The following is a 17,798-nucleotide window of genomic DNA, read 5'->3' as shown; positions in this document are numbered from 1 at the left end:
CGCGCTTCGCCGCCGAAGATGATCGCCGCATCGGCCATCAGAAACAGCAGGAAGGCGAAGACGGGAATCCAGAGCACTGTTTCAACGGTCGCGGAGCCATCCTCCTTGCGGACAAGCCGCCAGATCCTCGAGAAATCCATTCCTGCCATGCCCCTGCAGCCCCGAGCCGTCTAATTTAACGACAAAATTTGGGCTCAAATAGGGCAGACGGACCCGGGCCCGCCGCTTTTCGCGTGCGGCGGCCTCATGATCAAGCCGCCGCCTTGATGGGCCTCTCGCGGTCCTCCGCTAGCACATCGGAAGCTCCGCTTCGGGCCGCTCGGCGGGCTGGATTGCCATGATGTCGGACAAGTAAATCTTGCTGCGCGCAGGCACGGCGAGAGCCCCTACAAGTTTGCCGTGCGTATGCGGGCCCGTCTGCAACAGAGCAACCTCACGCGCTTGTCGGTCGGAGACACCGACGATGCACGCGTCGAGGACTGAACTCCAACTGTCACGCTCCCAACCACGTCCGGGCCAGTTCAGGCGCAGGCGGTCAGCGCGACCGCGTGCATCTCTAATCAGTCGTAGCGCACCACTTCACTGTAGACCCCAGCGACCCGCAACGTGACATTCGCCAGCGCATCGCCGCGGTTGCGCCAGAACCAACCGCGGTTACCGGTGAAGGCCGCTGCCAGTTCACCGGCGTCGCGCGGCACGGCACGGCCCTTCTCGTAGCTGATCGAGTCGCCACCGCCGTCGCCATGCAGGTCGAAGTTAACCTCTCCACCATCCACGCTCCAGTCGAACGGGGCGACGGCGCCTTTCCTCCACGGCGAGCTTGATCTCGATCCCTTCGCCTGGCTGGAGGGCAAAGGTGATCTCGTCTTTCCAGGCCGGCGCCTCCTGTGCGTGGGGCCGCACCGATGAGCAGGCCAAAGATCTTCCACCCAAACCGGACTGGTCGTCGGCAGCCTCCAGCATCTGCCGATCGGCTTCCGCCTTCTCAGCAAGCTGCTGCTTGATCTCGCCCATCTCGGTCAGTCCGAGGATGCCGCCGATCCCCGTCGGGGCGATGTTGTATTCGGACGGCAGCACGACGGTGGTGAGGATGACGGCCGCTGCACCGAGGGTAGGATCCCAGTTCACGGTCCAACTTAGACAAAGCCGCCCGCCATCTGGCCGATGCCCGCCTTGATGCCGCTTACTAGGCGGCACCATCAAATATCTTCTAACCCTTCGTAGTCAACTTCGTCAGTGACGTCAGGCAAGCTTCAGATTGGTCGCGGAGTCGCGTCCGTCCCGACCAGACTCGATGTCAAAGGTAACAGCTTGGCCATCTGCCAACTCGCGGATTCCCGAACGCTCCAAGGCGGATATGTGGACAAATACGTCGTTTCTGCCGCCCTCAGGCGCAATGAAGCCGAAGCCCTTGGTGCTGTTAAACCATTTTACCGTGCCTTTGGCCATCGCAAGATCTCCCCCCTGTGTGACAATAGTTTCCTATAAAGCCCAAGACCTGCTTTAGGTCAACGGTTGCGGTGCTGAGAGTATCCAATCGCGACGCTTGCAAAAGGTCCGGCGTGCGCGTCGAATGTTTATCTCAAGTAGCTACCCTTTCCCCATGTTCATTCTCTGGATGCCCAATGCCACCCGATCCCAAGAATACAGAGCCAAAGCCTGCACCTTCTGAACCGCGCCCGGTGTCCTTGTGGATCGTGGTGCTCGGCGTTCTCGGGCTGCTGCTGCTGGTGGCGACCGTAATCTACATGAACTGGAGCATTCTTAGCTCAGAGGTGTGACCTGCGGGCGGTGTCGCGTGCTCTCCACGAGACCATCGGCAAGATCAGCAGGTCGCGTGTCAAGTGAGAGGCAGCCGAAAGATGAAGCATGTCTCCGCGTCGGTCGAAGAGACGCCAAGTGATCCTCTGTGGGCTTTGGCGATTTGTGAACAGATGTAGAGGCCAAGCCCAAGCCCACTGGTCTCTCGCGCGCCCTCCCCGCGGACGAACGGTCGAAACAGCGAGGAGATCTGCTCCTTTGGGATGGCCTTGCCGCTGTTTGTCACTGTAAAGGTCACGTGGCCCTCATTTACCGCACTGACCAGCCGCACCTCGCCCTTCTCCGCACCGTGTTTGATGGCGTTGCCCAGGAGATTGGACAGCAGCTGCCCCAAGCGGACCGGGTCGCATTTTGCCTTTGCTGCGACAGAAACAGAGGTGATGCTTCGGTCTGGATGAATACTCCGCATCTCCTCGACAACCTGCGACACTACATCGCCCACCTCAACGCCATCTATCAGTGCAACGGGGATGCTATTGGAGATCCCGCTCTGAGCAAAATCCATCACATTGTTGATGATACGGAACATTCTGGCCGCGCTTCCGCTCATCAGCGAAAGGATTTCCCGGCCTTGTTCGTCAAGCGGTTGACGCTCGAGAAGCCGAGCGCCTGCCGCGATCGAGGACAGCGGATTTCGTAAATCGTGACCAAGAATGGCAACAAACTGCTCGCGCGCGGCAACACGCTGTCGTTCCACCGTCGCCCTGGCTTCGGCTGCCTGAACACGGGACTGCGCATCCAGTTGCGCGGCAATAAGGCTCGCGAAGAGCGTGAAGGATGTCAGAATTTCCGCTGCGCCGAGATCGTGCCTATGCGGATCGATGGCACACAAGGTGCCGAAGAAGCTGCCGTCCGCCAAGGTGATTGGCACCGAAATGTAGCTTTTCAGACCATAGCGCTTGGGTGTGTGGTGGGAGACATAGAGGGGATCTGCATCAACGTCATGAATGAGCACAGGCTGCCGGTGCTCACGGATCTCGTGGCAAATCGTGGACTCTAGCTCCAGCTCGTCGCCTTCCTTGAGGCCGAAGCCGATCCTGTCCAGGACGCTGCAGGCGATCCACCGATCGTCCGTGACGCGGGCAACAGCGGCGAACCCCATCCCCGTCATGCGGCAGACAACATCGAGGATCGCGCCGACAGAGGGGATTGTCGCTACGGCATCCACGGCTTTTCGGACGTCCCTTTGCATCTGCGCTCCCCCTGCTGACCGAGCGTTATCAGAGGCAGGAGCTGAAATGCAACGCACGCAGCGTCCTATAGCTCATCCCACACAGTTCAGTGACTACAGGGGCAAGATGGGGTGACGCAAAACTTGGCCACCCAGCCTGATCTGCCTCTCTACGTCCGCATGACCTCGAGCTCCGCGATGATCCTTGGCACTCCCCATTCCGTGCGGCTCTTCACGGTTCTGGGCTCACAGTTGGTGATCAAGGCGCAGGTCTCATAGCTATCGCCAAGCACGATGATGAGCATCAGCGTCTCCCGAAGCGGCACCGGCAACCGCAGAACAGCTATCACCGAGTCTTCAGACTTGATGCGCCCCGTCCAGTCCTGAGCCGTTTGCGCCAAGGGCCAGCTACCCGGACGTGGCCCTCTTTCATCGGCATCTTACCGCCAGTATAAAAGCTGCGACGCATGTTGATAAACAGCCAAGCGCGCGGATCGATATCGGACCAAAACCGTTGGTTGAGGGTCATGGCATTCAGCAAGGTATCGTGAATCAGCTCATTCGCTTCCGCTTCGCCACATGCCAGAGAGAGGACATAGGCACGAAGCGCTGAGATCACCGTAGCCACATCGCTCTTTGTATCGAGCTTGCGCCCAAGATCACTTACCTGTGTCACCTTCAGATTGCGATGCTTGACAGGGCCTGCAACTCCTATGGCTACTCCCGCATCCGCTGCATATAATAGCATGAGCCTGAAGGTTCATCTTCAATACATATTTGATCACGAGAGGCCGTTCTGATCAAATTCAATCAGCAGGTCGAGACCGAGCCCTCCGCATACAACACGACTCCACCAATCAAATGACGTTTGATCCCCTACGCTGCTTCGTCAATCGCTTCGCTCAGTTCCTGAAGGGTGAACGGCTTTTGTAGAACGACGCGTTCCTTGAACTCATCTGTCAGACCTTGGCGCCCATAGGCGGTTGCGAACATGAAGGGAACGCACCTGCGCATCAGGGCCGCCGCGATTGGCATGGACGTCTCGCCGGCGAGGTTCACGTCGAGGATGGCAAGGTCGAGGTCCTCCCCTTCGGCGAAGGCCAATCCTGGTCTAAGACGTGTAGCCGGTCCGATGACTTCGTGACCTAGCTCGGACAGATAGTCTTCCAGCATAAGCGCGATCAGGATTTCGTCCTCGACAACCAGAATCCGAAGAGCCGGCCGAGAAGTTTCATCGGATTTTTTCAACGTCTACTTCCAGCATGAATGTCAGGCCCTCGGGAGGATAGTCCAAACGAGCGGTGCCTCCAAGTTCAAGAGCCAAACCGCGCTCGATCAGCCGGGTGCCAAAACCGCGCCGGGTGGGCCGGGTGACCCGCGGTCCTCCAGACTCTCGCCATGAGAACATGAGGAGCGATGCGTTGTTCCCGGTCTCAAGGCCCCAGAATATCTCAACCCGACCTCCAGGGGCGGAGAGAGCGCCATGTCTCACAGCATTGGTAGCAAGCTCATGCAGGGCAAGAGACAACGCAGTCGCGGCAGAGGGCGTCAGTTTCAACGCCGGGCCCTCGATATGAAAGCTGTCGCTCGATTGGTCGAGATGGGGCAGCAGAGCCGAGGCAACGACCGCTCGAATGTCACCCTGCTCGCCCAAGGGGGTGGTTAACACGTCCTGCGCCCGCGCCAGAGCCCTTATCCTGTCCCCCAGCCTTTCGCTCGCCTCCTCGGTCGAGCTGGCGTCTCGCAAGGTGCGGGTGGCTATGGCATGCACGATCGCCAGAGTATTCTTGAGCCTGTGATCCAGCTCGCGCATCAGCAATCGCTGGTGACGCTCGGCGAGCACCCGATCAGTCACGTCAGAGCCTTGGATGAAGATGCGATCCACTTTCCCAGCTTCGCTTCGGATGGGCTGGAACACGAAATCGACGTATCGTTCTTCTTGCGGCTCGCCTTCCCGCCGCTGCAAAAATACCAGGAGACCAGTGCCCAAGGCGGCCTCACCGCTGCTGTAGGCACGGTTGAGCATTTCGAGAAACCCCTGCTCGACGACTTCCGGCAGTGCTTCTTTGACAGGTTTACCAATGATGTCCCTGGTGCCGACAAGTCGCTGATACCCGGGGTTCGCCATCTCGAAGATGTGGGTCGGCCCGATTGTCATCGCCATAAAGGTGGGAGCCTGCTCGAACAGGCGCTGCAGTCGTTCGTGCTCGGTCGCTATCCGCTTGGTCGCACGCACAAGGTCCGTCGTCTCGACCACGATCGCGAGCACGCCCACTACCTCGGCCGCTTCGTTCTCGACGGGTGAGTAGTCGAGGTTCATCCACACTTGTTCGGGATGACCGTTGCGAAACAATGTCAGTTCCTCATGTCGGTATGCAAGGGTCCGCCCAGCCAGCACCTCCTTCATGACGTTGTCGTTGAAGGCAGCGACCTCGGGCCAGCCATCCCTGACGCAGGACCCAAAGAGCGCCGGATGCCGCGCGCCCGCGAACTCTGCGTAGGCATCGTTGTAGATCATCACACCGTCGGGTCCCCAAAGGACGACCATCGGCACTTTGGACCGCATCACGAGATTGATCGCGATCCGGAGGCTGACAGGCCAAGCCTGCTGGGGCCCGATGGGTGTCGCTGCCCAGTCATGTGTCCGCAGCAACTTTTCCAATGTGGCGGGCTGCCCCCGGGGATCGAGGGGACCCTCAGCTGATCCAGCTTCTGTCATTTGCAAGCCTCCAAAGGCAGAGAGTCAACTAGGATCCCTATTCATTTCTCTGAACATGTCTGAACTTACTTGAAACATCATCTTGCTTTTGACGCGGCTTCCCTCAGGCGACACAGCTTGAGTGCCCGCTGAAGATCCTTCTCAGCATGATCCGCACCCGTGCGGCGGCAGAGCTCTGGCTCGCTTCCCACAATGCTCCCGCCGATGACGATGGGAGCATCTTCGCCCGCTCTACGGACCGCAAGGACGAGGCGCCTCAGGGTTTCCATCCTGTTACCTTGTGCGGCAGAGATCATGACCGCGTCAAAGTGCATGCCGGCGATCTTTTCAGATAGAGTATCCGGACGCGCGCCCAAGAGGAGGCGCACCGAGCACTCCTGACGACGCAGCTGCCCCAGCAGCACCATTGCGCCAAGAGTGTGATCATTATCATGAGATACGAGCAAAAGAACCCTTGGCTGTATGCTGATCCCCGGACGCTCCGGTCTCGGGCCCTCGTCAAGAGAGCGAAGCAAAGTCTGCAGCCGCGAGACCGATATCGTCACATCTGCGAAGGAAACTTCGTCCTGCATCCACTGCTCCCCGATCCAGCGAGCTGCTGCCGGGATGTGGTCATCGGCGACCGCGACTGCCGTTACGCCTATGCGCATCAACCCGTCAACCGCGCGTCGGCAAGCGTCGGGGTCAGGATTCAAGGCGGCTTCGCTAAGCTTGCGAACTTGGCGGAAAAAAACTTCAGGCCCGCGGACGGATGGGGATGTCGCGTTAGGGATCAAGAGGCATACTTCTCCAGATGGGGCAGAACATGCCCGGCACTTGGAAAGGAACACGTGTCGTCAACCCAACCCCGTCAACATCATCTCTCAAAGCGGAGTTAGCAACGACGGGCAGATCTCTTCTCGGCTCTGCGCTGCAGAGACCCAGCTACAGCGCAGGCGGCTCGAAGATGAAATCGCACAGCTGACAGTCAAGCTCTGTAGCCGAACCGTTCTTCCATCAACACTTGCGTTATTGGACAGGTTCCCGCGATACTCTACCAGTGGTAGATTGTTATGAAGATCTTCCTGCCCGGTGATCTAGACGTTGAAGCAGATCAGGCTGAGGTTGCCGTGGCGATATTTTTGCACATTATCAACAGCGCGATGTCGATCGCCACCTTGGCCATGATCTACGGCGCAATCCAACGGTCACCGTGGGGAGTTAATGTCAGGCATGTCGCTCTCGGTATTTGCTTTGGCCTTGGCGCGGTCATCGGCATGCTTCAGCCACTCTCACTGAGTCCGCAAGCAATCGTCGATGCACGCGCGCTGTTCTTGGGCTTTGCCGGTGCGTTCCTCTCCCCACTGGGGGCCTTCACGGCACTGGTGGTGGCAGTGCTCGGAAGGATCCTGATCAACGTCAACTCTTATACGGTCGTAGGAATCGCCTCGATATTTTCTGCTGTTCTGATGGGAAGCCTCTGGCCAAAAGTGCGCGACCGCCTACGCGTCTCGGGGATCCCAGCGCTCCTCGTGCTTGGAGCTATGATGTCAGTCTCCTTGTTTGGTGCCTACCTAGCACCGACCGATGGCAATCCTGTTCATCTGGTTCTGGTTCTGGCTGCATACAACCTGTGCGGTTCCGTGGTCTTTGGCACGATCATCCAAAGGCAGCTTCGCCGTGCATTGAGAGAGCGCGCGGCGCAGATTGACGCCACGACAGATCCTTTGACCGGTCTCCTGAACCGACGGAGCTTCGAGCGTCTTTATCAGCAAAGCAAGGATCAGCAAGGGTCGCGCGGCACTGCCATTCTCCTTATCGACATCGACCGCTTCAAGGGCATCAATGATCGGTTTGGCCACGCTTCGGGCGACAAGGTATTGAGAAAACTAGCAAAGACCTTGCGTGGTGTTGTGGCAGTCGAGGATAGTGTTCTTCGCCTGGGCGGAGAAGAGTTCGGCGTCATCCTCCAAAACAGGACTATCGAAGGGGCGATGCGAGCGGCAGAGAACATTCTCAGCGAGCTGAGGATCCGTTTAATTCTTGATGACACAACGACGATTTCTGTAACAGTAAGCATAGGCATGCACCACGTTACGGTGCCAACAACAACATTAAGCCAAGCCCTAAAGGCTGCCGACGAGGCTCTTTATGCGGCAAAAGCAGAAGGACGTGACAGACTTGTCATTAGCAATCCTCAAGAAAAAATCGAACTACAGCTTGCTTGACTAGCACACCATACAAGAAACGCCGATAGCCGTTGAAACCATCGTCAGACGTGGATAAGTAGGTTTTCCAAACAGGAGTGCGTCATGTCCATCGATCTTGAAAACCTATCTCTCAAAGAGTTGAAATCTCTCCAGTCGCAAGTCGCGAAAGCCATTGCTGATTTTGATGGTCGCCGCAAACAGTCGGCGCTGACCGAGCTCGAAGAAAAGGCACGCGAACTGGGCTTTTCGCTCGCAGAACTGACAGGTGTAACCGTTGGGCGCAAGCGCTCTCCAGCAACTCCCAAGTATGCTAATCCTGCGGACGCCCGCGAGACCTGGAGCGGTCGTGGCCGGAAACCGCGTTGGTTCGAGCAAGCCCTTAAAGACGGCGCAAGTGCCGAAAGCATGGCCATTTGAGAGCATGTAGGGCGAAACAGAGACGGCTCGTTCCCCGTCAGGTCGGTTGATCAGGCGGGGTCTGCGCCGATCAAGGTGCGCCGGCTCAAAACGCAGTGGACGCCCTCCTTTCCATTAACTACTTGAGTAGTGCGCAGGTCGGCACAAATGCTGGCGTGCCTCCAGGCTTCGGCGCAGCCGAGCCCTGTGTGTGCTGTTATCCAAACGAGCGTCCAAGCGGTTACGTCTCTCGCCGCCACGTCGAGCGTCTCGTGAAATGCCATGATTACAATCAGGCCGCACAGTTCAATCTCTTGCGCTGCGGAGGCGGTGCCTTCTCGAGCATGAAGCGGAAATGGCCATTAAACGCCGTCTCGAGGGCCGTGTCTCAGGCCTCACCGTCGCCCTGAAGCGCAGGTCCATCGCTAGCAAAAAAAAGCCCGCCCGGACAGAAGACAGGGAATGCAATCCGCGGGCCCTTTTAAAGAACCGAATGTCCACGGTGCCCTCAAAAGAGCCGGGCGCGACTGAGCTGACGCAACCCACATCGAGCGGTGGTGCGACGGCGTGTAGAGGCTGGATCAATTTCCCCAAAAGTGCTGTCGCAAAAATCCTCACCTCGCCGGTTCGGCGATCAGCCGTGCATGTTTTGATGGGGGCCTCCGTTCTTCGGCGGCCATGGATGCATGACAGTTACCGCCGGGACGCCCTCAAGCGCGCTGGAATTTGGCTGCGTGTATTTCACAAACGCACACAAACATTCGGCACGCGGTAGGATGCTGAGCTGACAGCTTTCCGGCTGCCTGCCCTGGAGGGAGCTGATGCCGATCTCCGGCTTGCCGTGCTCGCCTGCTCAAGCGTCGCGCGCGGCTCGGCGCTCTGCGCAGCAAGGGCCATGCCGCATGGCGACTACCAATTGCAGAAACTGTTTGACTCAGGTCAGCAAATTCTCGGTTTTAACAGGCCGAGACACCGGATTGGCAGCGTGTTCTTCGATGTGGCGCGCCTCTGTCTCGGCATCGAACTGCATCGTGGGCTGGCGAAAGAAGCCGGCACTCCCAAGACGATTTGGCATCAGACCGCCGCTCCTTCTACGAGGGCTACAGCGCGATACCGTCGAGACAGGTAGCGCTTCATGATCTCGTCGAGGATCTGGTGATATTGCGGAATTGGCATCATTTTCACGTCCGCCCGCAAAGCGCGGACTGCCGCAGAAAGGCAGCTCTCCTGCGTAACTCGCTAATTCAACGCGGCTTGTTGGGAACAGAGGTGCCCGATGCCCGGCCGGGCAGGCTCGTAGCGCCTCTGCTGCGCAGCATAGTCTGGACCGAGCAGGCACCGCGCTCGTGATGCTGTCCAGACGTTGTGTGGGTTCGTTATCATCAGTTGGCGGCAGCGCTGTGTCTATTTCCGCGAATGGGCTAACTGGATCAATCTTGACGGTGCTGTGCAGGGGCAGGATATTCGAAGCCGCCGCCGCGTCGCGCGGCCCATCTGCAAGTTAAAGACGGTGGTTTCAGGCCTACCGGCGCTATGAAATTGGGGCTGAGGCCTATTCGCCGTCGTCACCCACGTCAAGATTGGCGTTGTGGGCGGCGATGGCCTCCTCGACATCCTCGTAATAGACTAGCTTGCCCTGCTCCAGCACCGCGCCCGCCTGACACATCTTGCGCAGTTGCTGTGCCGAGTGGGTCACCACGATCGCACCCGAGTTGCGCATCCGCTCGTCGAAGATCGCCCGGCTCTTCGCGCGGAAGGAGGCGTCGCCCACGGAGGTCACCTCGTCCACCAGATAGGTGTCGAAGGGGATGCCCAAGGAGACGCCGAAGGCCAGGCGCGACTTCATCCCCGAGGAATAGGTCCGCACCGGCAGGTTGAAATGCGAGCCGAGCTCGGCGAAATCGGCGACGAAGCCGACCAGCGAGTCGGTATCCACCCCGTAGATCCGGGCGATGAAACGGACGTTCTGCACCCCGGTCATGTCGCCGTGGAAGCTGCCGCCGAAGCCCACCGGCCAGGAGATCGTGCCGGTCGAGACGATCCGGCCCGAATCCGGCCTGACCCGCCCGCCGATCATGCTGAGCAGCGTCGACTTGCCTGCCCCGTTGCGCCCCAGAAGCCCGACGGAGAGCCCGCCGGGGATGGTGAGGGTGATGTTGTCGGCCACCATCTTGCGCCCGTCCGGGGTGCGGAAGCCCTTGGTCAGGTTCTCGAACCGGATCATCGCCCATTCTCACTCATCGGCGGGTCTCAGCGGCGGTCGCGCAGCGAGTAGTAGACGAGGCTTAGGATCGACCAGAGCAGGAAGCTGAACAGCGCCACCAGACCGACGATCAGCCCGCGCTGCGGGAATTGCGACTGCTCGGCCACCGTCGGCTTGATATAGGCCGCGAGATAGCGGCTCTGCCGGTTGGCCTGGGCCACCGCCGCGTCATAGGTGGCCAGCGCCGTGACATAGGCCCGCTCGGCGAACTGGCTGTCGACGCTCATCCGCTCGAAGTTCGACAGGGTGGTGGCGTAGTTCTCGCCGCCCTCGACCAGCGTGCCGGAGCCGAACTTGCGCCGCTCCTCGGCGATGCGGCTCTCGATCACCGCGATCCGCCGCTGCGCCTGCGACAGGCGCGGGTCGTCGGAACGGGTGTTGCCGACCAGGAGGTCGAGCTCGATCAGCGCCTGCGCCAGCTGGCCCTGCAGCCGGTTCAGCAGCCCCATCTGGCCCTCGGCATCCGCCACCGGGTCGACGATCTGGTTCTGCACGCGGTAGGCGGTCAGCGCCTCGCGCGCGGTCTTCAGCCGTTCCACCGCCGTGTCGAGATCCTCGCGGGCATAGCGCGTCGCATCCTCGCGGGCGATATCGGAAAGATTGTTGATCATCGCCGAACTCTCGTCGAAGATCGCCCCGGCGATGAGCCGGGCCTCCTCCGGATCGAAGGCCAGCACGTTCAGCTCCATCATCCCGGCGCTGGCATCGTAGGTGATCCGCACCATGCGCTGCCAGTAGTCGGTCAGATCCTCGATCGTGCTGCCTTCGGGATGGAACCCCAGGAGCGGATCGCTCTCGACATGGCGCGCATAGAGCGTGCGCAGGTCGAGCCGCTCGTCGATCGCCTGCACGATGTTCTGGCTGCGGATGAATTCATAGAGGATGTCGCCATCCTGCGTGGTCGAGCTGCCGACGCCGAGGCTGCTCAGCCCGCCGAGGATCGCCGAGGCGCTGCTGCCCGTCTCCTCGCTGCGCACGGTGAAGGCCAGTTTCGAGGCATATTGGTCGGCGGCGCGCAGGTAGAGATAGGAGGCCGAGGCCAAGACCGGCAGGAGCACGATCAGCGCGAAACTGGCCAGAAGCCCGCGATGGCGCAACTGGAAGCGCGCCGCCTTGGCCACCGGATGCAGCCGGGCCTTGTAGGCCTTGCCCTGACGGCCGCCGGGGCTCTTGTTCGGCTTGGCCGGGGCCTCTTCGGGCTCCACCGCCGGGGCGGGAGCGGGGGCCGCGACCGGCGCGGCAACGGGGGCGACAGCGGGGGCCATGCGGGCGGCGGCGGCCTTGGGGCCTCCTCCGCCGGATCCGGCTCCGGCGGAGGCGCGCGGCGCGGCATCGGCCTTGGTCGAGAGCGGCGGCGGGGCGGCGAGGCGGACGGCGGGCTCGTCGCTGTCGAGCGGCTGGGTCCGTGCGACGGCCTTCAGCACGGGCGGAACACGCGCACCTGTGGATTTCGTCATCAGAACAGGCCTTCCCCCATCCGTGGCGCCGCCCAGCAGGGCGGCCTTGCGATCTGCACGCGCCACCCGCTGGTGGACGGCGTCATTGCGGCCCCTGCGGCCGCGGAGCCCGTCGCGGATGCCCTGCCACATCAGGCTGCGGTAGAGGGAACGCTCTTCGGGACCGTAATGTTTCGCCTTGCGGCTCCAGCTCAGGATATACCAAGCCAGAGCAGCTGGATAGACCACCGGCCCCGCCGCCTGACGGGCGATCGCCACGCCGTTGCGGCAATGGTAGTAGACCTTCCAGAACGGCCGGTAGGTGAAGCCCGTGCCCATGGTGGCGCAGTCATGCTCGAAGCGCACCGAGGGCCAGAGATCGATGCTGAGCCCGGCGCGGCGCAGCCGGAGGCTGTAGAGCACATCGTCGCCATAGATGAAGAGCCCGCCTTCCGGCAGGCCCGCGCGGCGCACCGCCCCGCGGCTGACGAAGAAGCCGACGAAGGAGGCGACATCAATCGGCAGGGCGGGGGCATCGGCGGCGAAATCGGGGTTCTTCAGGTGAAAGCCCGCCCGGGTGCCGCGCCGCAGGGTGCGCAGGATCAGCCGCGGGTGCCAGAAGGGGTTGCGCGAGGGCCGGTTCATCTCGCAGACCCGGCGCCCGCCGGGCAGGAACACCGCCGCCGCCACCGCGCCGAGCGCCCGTCGCCCACACGCATCGGGGTCGATGCCGGCTGCCGCCGCGCGGAACTCGGCCATGGCGCCGCGCATCGGGCGGGCGTCATCGTCGAGAAGCACCATCCAGTCGGGATCGAACCGGTCGGCCGCCGCTGCCATCCCGGCCTCGAACCCCCCTGCCCCGCCCATGTTCTCGGCCAGCCGCAGCACGGTGATGCGCGAATCGTGCGGCCGGGCGAGGAAGGCCGCGGTGTCATCGGTCGAGGCATTGTCGACCACGATCACATGGTCGATCTCTTCCGCCATCAGCCGCCGCAGGGTGATCTGCAGCTGCGACAGGCGGTTGTAGGTCACGACCACCGCCGCGACCCGGAGCGGTCCGGCAGGGGCCGGGCCCGGCTGCAGCCTGCGCGTCACAGCGGAGCCACCGCGAAGACCGGGGCGGGCCGCGCCGCCTCGCGGGCGGCGAGCCAGCCTGCCGCCGCATCCAGCGCCTCGCGGATCGTCACGTCCATGTCGAGATAGCGGTAGGTGCCGAGCCGCCCGAGGAAGGTCACGTTGCCCAGACCCTCGGCCAGCGCGATGTAGTCGCCGAGCAGCGCCTTCTCCTCGACCAGACGGATCGGGTAATAGGGGATGTCCTCGGGCCCGCAGGCCCGCGCGCTCTCGCGGTAGAGCACCGACCCCTCGTGGCTCTCCCAGGGCGAGAAATGCTTGTGCTCGGTGATCCGGGTGAAGGGCACGTCCGGATCGCCGTAGTTCATCACCGCGCAGCCCTGCCAGTCGCCCGTGGCGCGGAACATCTCGAAATCCAGCGTCCGGTAGCCGAGCCGCCCGAGGCTCGCCCCGAAGAAGCCGTCGAGCGGGCCCGACCAGAACACATGGTCCCAGTCGCCCGCCCGCGCCGGATCGAAGGGCCGCGACAGATGCAGGTCGATGCCCGGATGATCGAGGATAGCCTCGACCAGCGCGGTATAGCCCGCCTCGGGCATGCCCTGGAACTTGTGGAAGAAATAGTCGTCGTTATAGGAAAACCGCACCGGCAGCCGCTTCAGGATCGCGGCGGGCAGCTCGGTGGGCGAGCAGCCCCACTGCTTTTCGGTATAGCCCTTGAAGAAGGCCTCGTAGAGCGGGCGGCCCAGCATCGACAGGGCCTGCTCCTCGAAGTTCTGCGGATCGGTGATGCTGCGGTCGGCTTGGGCCGCGACGAAGGCGCGGGCCTCGTCGGGGCGCAGCGTCTTGCCGAAGAACTGGTTGATCGTGTGCAGGTTGATCGGCAGCGAGAAGACCTGCCCCTGCACGGTGGATTTCACCCGGTTGCGATAGGGCTGGAACGTGCCGAAGCGGTTCACATAGGCCCAGACCTCGGCATCGTCGGTATGGAAGATGTGCGGGCCGTAGACATGCACCATCACCCCGGTCTCGGAATCGCGCGCGGTGTGGCAGTTGCCCGCCGCATGCGGCCGCGCATCCATCACCGTCACCCGGTGGCCCGCTTCCGCCAGCCGCCGCCCGACCACCGCGCCGGACAGCCCGGCCCCGACCATCAACAGTTTTTCCGTCATTCCTGTCTGAAATCCCCGCCGGACTCTCTGCCCGGTTGCCTGAAATCCCCGCCGGGCGCTTCGCCCCGCCTCTCTGCTCTTGCGGCTCTATAGCACATTGTCCCGCCACGGACAGGTCAAAGCCCTCTGCCCTGCCCCGCAGCCCGGCAAAACCGGCAGTCAAGCGCGCAAGGCGCTGCTGCAGGGCGGCACGGGCGATTGACCCTGCGCCGCGCCTCGGTATGGTGCACGGACTTTCCTGCCCGCCGCGGGAAGCGACCCGAGAAACGACCAGCCTGGGAGGCTATATGGGCATCCGATACCGCCGCGCGACGGCGCTTGTCCTGAGTCTCGCACTTGCAGGCTGCACCACGCCGCGCGGCGCCGGTTTCGAATCCGAGGTTCTCTCGGCGAGCAAGGTCAAGGATCCGCAGAACCCGAACGGCGAGAAGATCGCCGATTTCACCGTGCATCCGGTGACCCGCGATTCGCTGGCGGTGCTGGCCAGCTGGCCCGCCACCGGCCTGCGCAGCTACTCCTGGATCCCGCGGCGCGAGCAGCCCGCCTCGATGATCATCGCCCCCGGCGACACGGTCGACGTGCATGTCTGGGACACCGAGGACAATTCGCTGCTCGCCGGCCCGGGCGAGCGGGTGGCCAACCTGCAGAACGTGCGCGTCTCGCCCTCGGGATCGGTCTTCCTGCCCTTCATCGGCGAGATGAAGATCTCCGGCATGGCGCCCGAGACCGCCCGTGCCCGGATCGAGGAGCGCTTCCTCAGCTCGATCCCCTCGGCGCAGGTGCAGCTCTCGGTGGCACCGGGGCGCGAGAACACCGTCAACCTGGTCTCCGGCGTGGCCAATCCCGGGGTCTACCCCCTGCCCGACCGCAACGTCACCCTGCTGACCCTGCTGGCGCAGGGCGGCGGCGTGCAGCCGGTGCTGAAGAACCCGCAGGTCCGGCTGATGCGCGACAACGGCATCCACGGCATCTCGGTGCAGCGGCTGTTCGAGGAACCCTCGCTCGACACCACGCTGCAGGGCGGCGACCGGGTGATCGTCGAGGAGGACGAGCGCTACTTCCTGTCGCTCGGTGCCGCGGGCACCGAGGCGATGCATCCCTTCCCCAAGGATCAGGTCAGCGCGCTCGACGCGATGTCGCTGATGGGCGGGCTCGAGGAAAACACCGCCAATCCCAAGGGCATCCTGATCCTGCGCGAATATCCCGTCACGGCCCTGCGGCAGGACGGCAGCGGCCCGGCGCAGCCGCGCATCGTCTTCTCGATCGATCTGACTACCGCCGACGGGTTGTTCAGCGCCGGGCGCTTCAGCATCATGCCGGGCGATCTGGTCTATGCCACCGAGAGCCGCGTGACCTCGGCCCGCACCGTGCTGGGTCTGGTGGGCACCGTCAGCGGGCTGGCAAACCGATTCTGAGCAAGAATCCACCCAGAGAGGAGCGAAATATCCACTCTGGGTAGCAATACGGCTAAAAATGCGCTGAAATTGGCAGGTAATGCCTCGCATTATCCGGATCCCGTCCGTTTGCCTGAAAATGGTCTTGTTTACGTCAGAACGGCACCCACTTTGGCGCTGATCATGATCGCTGCCGTCACCGTCGCTCTTCCCTGCCAGGGAGAGCCGCAGAGCATTGGAGCCCCCATGGCCATCTCCGCCGCCGAACAATATCTTCTCGAACTGATCAACCGTGGCCGGCTCGATCCGCAATCAGATGCGGCGCGCTTCAAGCTCGACCTGAACGCGGGCCTCGCTTCCGGCACGATCAACGGTTCGGCCCGGCAGGTTCTGGCCAGCAATGCCGAACTCGAGAAGGCGGCCACCGTGCATTCGGGCTGGATGCTCGACGTCGACAGCTTCAGCCACGACGGCCCCGGCGGCAACGATGCGGGCGATCGGATGCGCCAGGCGGGCTATGACTTCGACCAGCCGGGCAGCTGGGCCTGGGCCGAGAACCTGTCCTACCGCGGCGGCACCGGCGGCACCGAAGGGATGATCCAGGCCCATTACGAACAGCTCTACCGCAGCGCCAGCCACCGTGAACACACCTTCGACGGAAAGATGCGCGAGGTCGGCCTCTCCGAGGTGATGGGCAACTACCAGTCGAGCTCGGGCTCGATGCTGACCGAGAACTTCGGCCTGGCGGGCCAGGATGTCTTCGTGACCGGCGTGGCCTACAAGGACAAGAACACCAACGATTTCTACAACATCGGCGAGGGTCGGGGCGGCATCCGCCTCACGGCGGAGGGTCAGGGCGCCACCACCGCGGGGACGGGTGGCTATTCCATCGGCGTGACGCCGGATTCCAGCGTCGACATCACCGTGCAGAAGGCCGGCAAGGCCATCGGCGCGCTGACGATGGATCTCTCGCAGGGCAACGGCAAGCTCGACCTCGTGCAGCAGGGCAATGGCAGCTGGGAGGTGGCGCTTTCCTCCAGCGCCACGCTTCAGAGCGGCATCTCGCATGGCACGCTGCTCGGCGTCGCCAGGCTCGGGCTGACCGGCAATGAGGCCGGCAACCGGCTCACCGGCAATGACGGCGCCAACCTGCTCGACGGCAAGGGCGGCAAGGACACGCTGCGCGGCGACGACGGCGCGGACAGGCTCCTTGGCGGCAACGGCAACGACAAGCTGTTCGGCGACGGCGGCAAGGACAGGCTGGAGGGCCAGAATGGCAACGACCGGCTCGTGGGCGGCGGCGGCAACGACAGCCTCTGCGGCGGTGGTGGCAAGGACAAGCTGCTGGGTGGCAGCGGCGCGGATGCCTTCGTCTTCAAGTCCGCGGGCGACAGCCCGGTTGGCAACAAGCGCGACACCATTCTCGATTTCGGCAATGGCAACGACCGGATCAACCTTTCCGCCATCGATGCCGACAGCACCGCGGCGGGCAACCAGAACTTCCACTTCATCGGCGCGAAGGGCTTTTCCGGCGAGGCCGGAGAGCTACGCTACAGCGGCTCCGGCAAGGGGCTGATGGTAGAGGCCGACATCGACGGCAACGGCAAGGCCGACATGCAGATCTTCGTCGACCAGCTCGGGCATTTCTCGGCAAGCGATTTCATCCTCTGATTGCATCGGCGGCGGGTCCGGGCACTGCCCGGCCCGTCGCGTTTTTCCCGCGACCCTCAAACCCCTTGCGTGACGCTGCGGAAACGGCAACGCTTCCCCGGACAGGTCGTCCGGTGGTTCATGGTGAGGGCTCAGATTTCAGGCGGATTCCGGCCCTTCCCCGTTCTGCGGCCGCTCTCCCTCGCCCTGGGCCTCGTCTTGGGCCCGCCGGTCCTTGGTCTGTCCGCCCTCCCCTCCCCCACCCTCGCCGGACCGACGCCTGCCGACGGACCTCCTGCGCAGACGGACATCACGGGTGAATTTCTCGCCCCCGACGTGCTCTGTCCCCGCTTCCGCCTCATTGATGGCGAGGAGATCAGCCTTGACTCCCTGCCGTCCGACCCGGCGCTGCGCCCCGGGGCGCGGCTGCGGCTGACCGGGCGCTTCCTGCGCGTTTCGCGCTGTCTGCAGGGCCGCGCCTTCGATGTGAGGAACCTTACTCACCTCCCCTAGCTT

17 protein-coding genes are annotated in these 17,798 nt (G+C 62.7%); 4 read left to right on the top strand and 13 right to left on the bottom strand.

All coding sequences use genetic code 11. The features are described 5' to 3' along the window. The 9 genes from AC3A5Z_RS22420 to AC3A5Z_RS22380 form a co-directional block, all read right to left on the bottom strand. Positions 1 to 140, bottom strand: a 140-nt coding sequence (locus AC3A5Z_RS22420; RefSeq protein ID WP_487521497.1) for a TadE/TadG family type IV pilus assembly protein, incomplete at its 3' end; no start/stop codon positions are given. Between the two features lie 420 nt (positions 141 to 560). Then, positions 561 to 776, bottom strand: a complete 216-nt coding sequence (locus AC3A5Z_RS22415; RefSeq protein ID WP_487521492.1) for a hypothetical protein — start codon at positions 774 to 776, stop codon at positions 561 to 563. Beyond that, positions 757 to 1,128, bottom strand: a complete 372-nt coding sequence (locus AC3A5Z_RS22410) for a hypothetical protein (RefSeq protein WP_487521491.1) — start codon at positions 1,126 to 1,128, stop codon at positions 757 to 759. The genes AC3A5Z_RS22415 and AC3A5Z_RS22410 overlap by 20 nt, the downstream gene beginning before the upstream one ends. A 114-nt stretch (positions 1,129 to 1,242) precedes the next feature. Then, positions 1,243 to 1,449, bottom strand: coding sequence for a cold-shock protein (locus AC3A5Z_RS22405; protein ID WP_487521490.1), 207 nt, complete (start codon positions 1,447 to 1,449; stop codon positions 1,243 to 1,245). Positions 1,450 to 1,840: 391 nt separating this feature from the next. Next, complete coding sequence (locus AC3A5Z_RS22400) at positions 1,841 to 3,013, bottom strand: GAF domain-containing sensor histidine kinase (protein WP_487521489.1); 1,173 nt, start codon at positions 3,011 to 3,013, stop codon at positions 1,841 to 1,843. A gap of 325 nt (positions 3,014 to 3,338) precedes the next feature. Beyond that, positions 3,339 to 3,620 carry a hypothetical protein gene (locus AC3A5Z_RS22395; RefSeq protein WP_487521488.1) on the bottom strand — a complete coding sequence of 94 codons (282 nt, stop codon included), beginning with the start codon at positions 3,618 to 3,620 and terminating at the stop codon, positions 3,339 to 3,341. 248 nt (positions 3,621 to 3,868) lie between these two features. Continuing rightward, positions 3,869 to 4,240, bottom strand: coding sequence for a response regulator (locus tag AC3A5Z_RS22390; protein ID WP_487521487.1), 372 nt, complete (start codon positions 4,238 to 4,240; stop codon positions 3,869 to 3,871). Beyond that, positions 4,224 to 5,540: a sensor histidine kinase gene (locus AC3A5Z_RS22385; protein ID WP_487521496.1), complete on the bottom strand. Its 1,317-nt coding sequence runs from the start codon at positions 5,538 to 5,540 to the stop codon at positions 4,224 to 4,226. Before AC3A5Z_RS22385 ends, AC3A5Z_RS22390 begins: the two co-directional genes overlap by 17 nt. 248 nt (positions 5,541 to 5,788) lie before the next feature. Beyond that, positions 5,789 to 6,283: a cobalamin-dependent protein gene (locus AC3A5Z_RS22380; RefSeq protein WP_487521486.1), complete on the bottom strand. Its 495-nt coding sequence runs from the start codon at positions 6,281 to 6,283 to the stop codon at positions 5,789 to 5,791. Positions 6,284 to 6,763: 480 nt separating this feature from the next. On the opposite strand from AC3A5Z_RS22380, the gene AC3A5Z_RS22375 reads away from it, so the two are divergent. Further along, a complete protein-coding gene (locus tag AC3A5Z_RS22375) occupies positions 6,764 to 7,918 on the top strand; it encodes a GGDEF domain-containing protein (protein ID WP_487521485.1) in 1,155 nt (384 codons plus the stop codon). A gap of 84 nt (positions 7,919 to 8,002) precedes the next feature. After that, the gene (locus AC3A5Z_RS22370; RefSeq protein ID WP_487521484.1) at positions 8,003 to 8,317 is read left to right on the top strand and encodes an H-NS histone family protein; all 315 of its coding nucleotides are present in this window, start codon (positions 8,003 to 8,005) and stop codon (positions 8,315 to 8,317) included. A gap of 913 nt (positions 8,318 to 9,230) precedes the next feature. Here AC3A5Z_RS22370 and AC3A5Z_RS22365 read toward each other — a convergent pair. The 4 genes from AC3A5Z_RS22365 to AC3A5Z_RS22350 all read right to left on the bottom strand — a co-directional run bounded on the left by AC3A5Z_RS22365 (position 9,231) and on the right by AC3A5Z_RS22350 (position 14,238). Further along, the gene (locus AC3A5Z_RS22365) at positions 9,231 to 9,371 is read right to left on the bottom strand and encodes a hypothetical protein (protein WP_487521483.1); all 141 of its coding nucleotides are present in this window, start codon (positions 9,369 to 9,371) and stop codon (positions 9,231 to 9,233) included. A gap of 477 nt (positions 9,372 to 9,848) precedes the next feature. Continuing rightward, complete coding sequence (locus AC3A5Z_RS22360) at positions 9,849 to 10,520, bottom strand: ABC transporter ATP-binding protein (RefSeq protein ID WP_487521482.1); 672 nt, start codon at positions 10,518 to 10,520, stop codon at positions 9,849 to 9,851. Positions 10,521 to 10,546: 26 nt separating this feature from the next. Then, the gene (locus AC3A5Z_RS22355; protein WP_487521481.1) at positions 10,547 to 13,090 is read right to left on the bottom strand and encodes a glycosyltransferase; all 2,544 of its coding nucleotides are present in this window, start codon (positions 13,088 to 13,090) and stop codon (positions 10,547 to 10,549) included. Next, on the bottom strand, positions 13,087 to 14,238 hold the full coding sequence (locus tag AC3A5Z_RS22350) for a UDP-galactopyranose/dTDP-fucopyranose mutase family protein (RefSeq protein WP_487521480.1): 1,152 nt from the start codon (positions 14,236 to 14,238) through the stop codon (positions 13,087 to 13,089). The genes AC3A5Z_RS22355 and AC3A5Z_RS22350 overlap by 4 nt, the downstream gene beginning before the upstream one ends. A gap of 287 nt (positions 14,239 to 14,525) precedes the next feature. Between AC3A5Z_RS22350 and AC3A5Z_RS22345 the strand changes: the two genes are divergently transcribed. Both AC3A5Z_RS22345 and AC3A5Z_RS22340 read left to right on the top strand, forming a co-directional pair. Continuing rightward, a complete protein-coding gene (locus AC3A5Z_RS22345) occupies positions 14,526 to 15,653 on the top strand; it encodes a polysaccharide biosynthesis/export family protein (RefSeq protein ID WP_487521479.1) in 1,128 nt (375 codons plus the stop codon). 225 nt (positions 15,654 to 15,878) lie between these two features. Further along, a complete protein-coding gene (locus AC3A5Z_RS22340; protein ID WP_487521478.1) occupies positions 15,879 to 17,303 on the top strand; it encodes a M10 family metallopeptidase C-terminal domain-containing protein in 1,425 nt (474 codons plus the stop codon). Positions 17,304 to 17,798 lie beyond the last annotated feature (495 nt).

It is taken from the genome of Cereibacter sp. Soil_C_27 (genome assembly GCF_057657095.1).
Note: the sequence above shows the minus strand (reverse complement) of the source record. Positions and strands in the feature narration are given on the sequence as shown.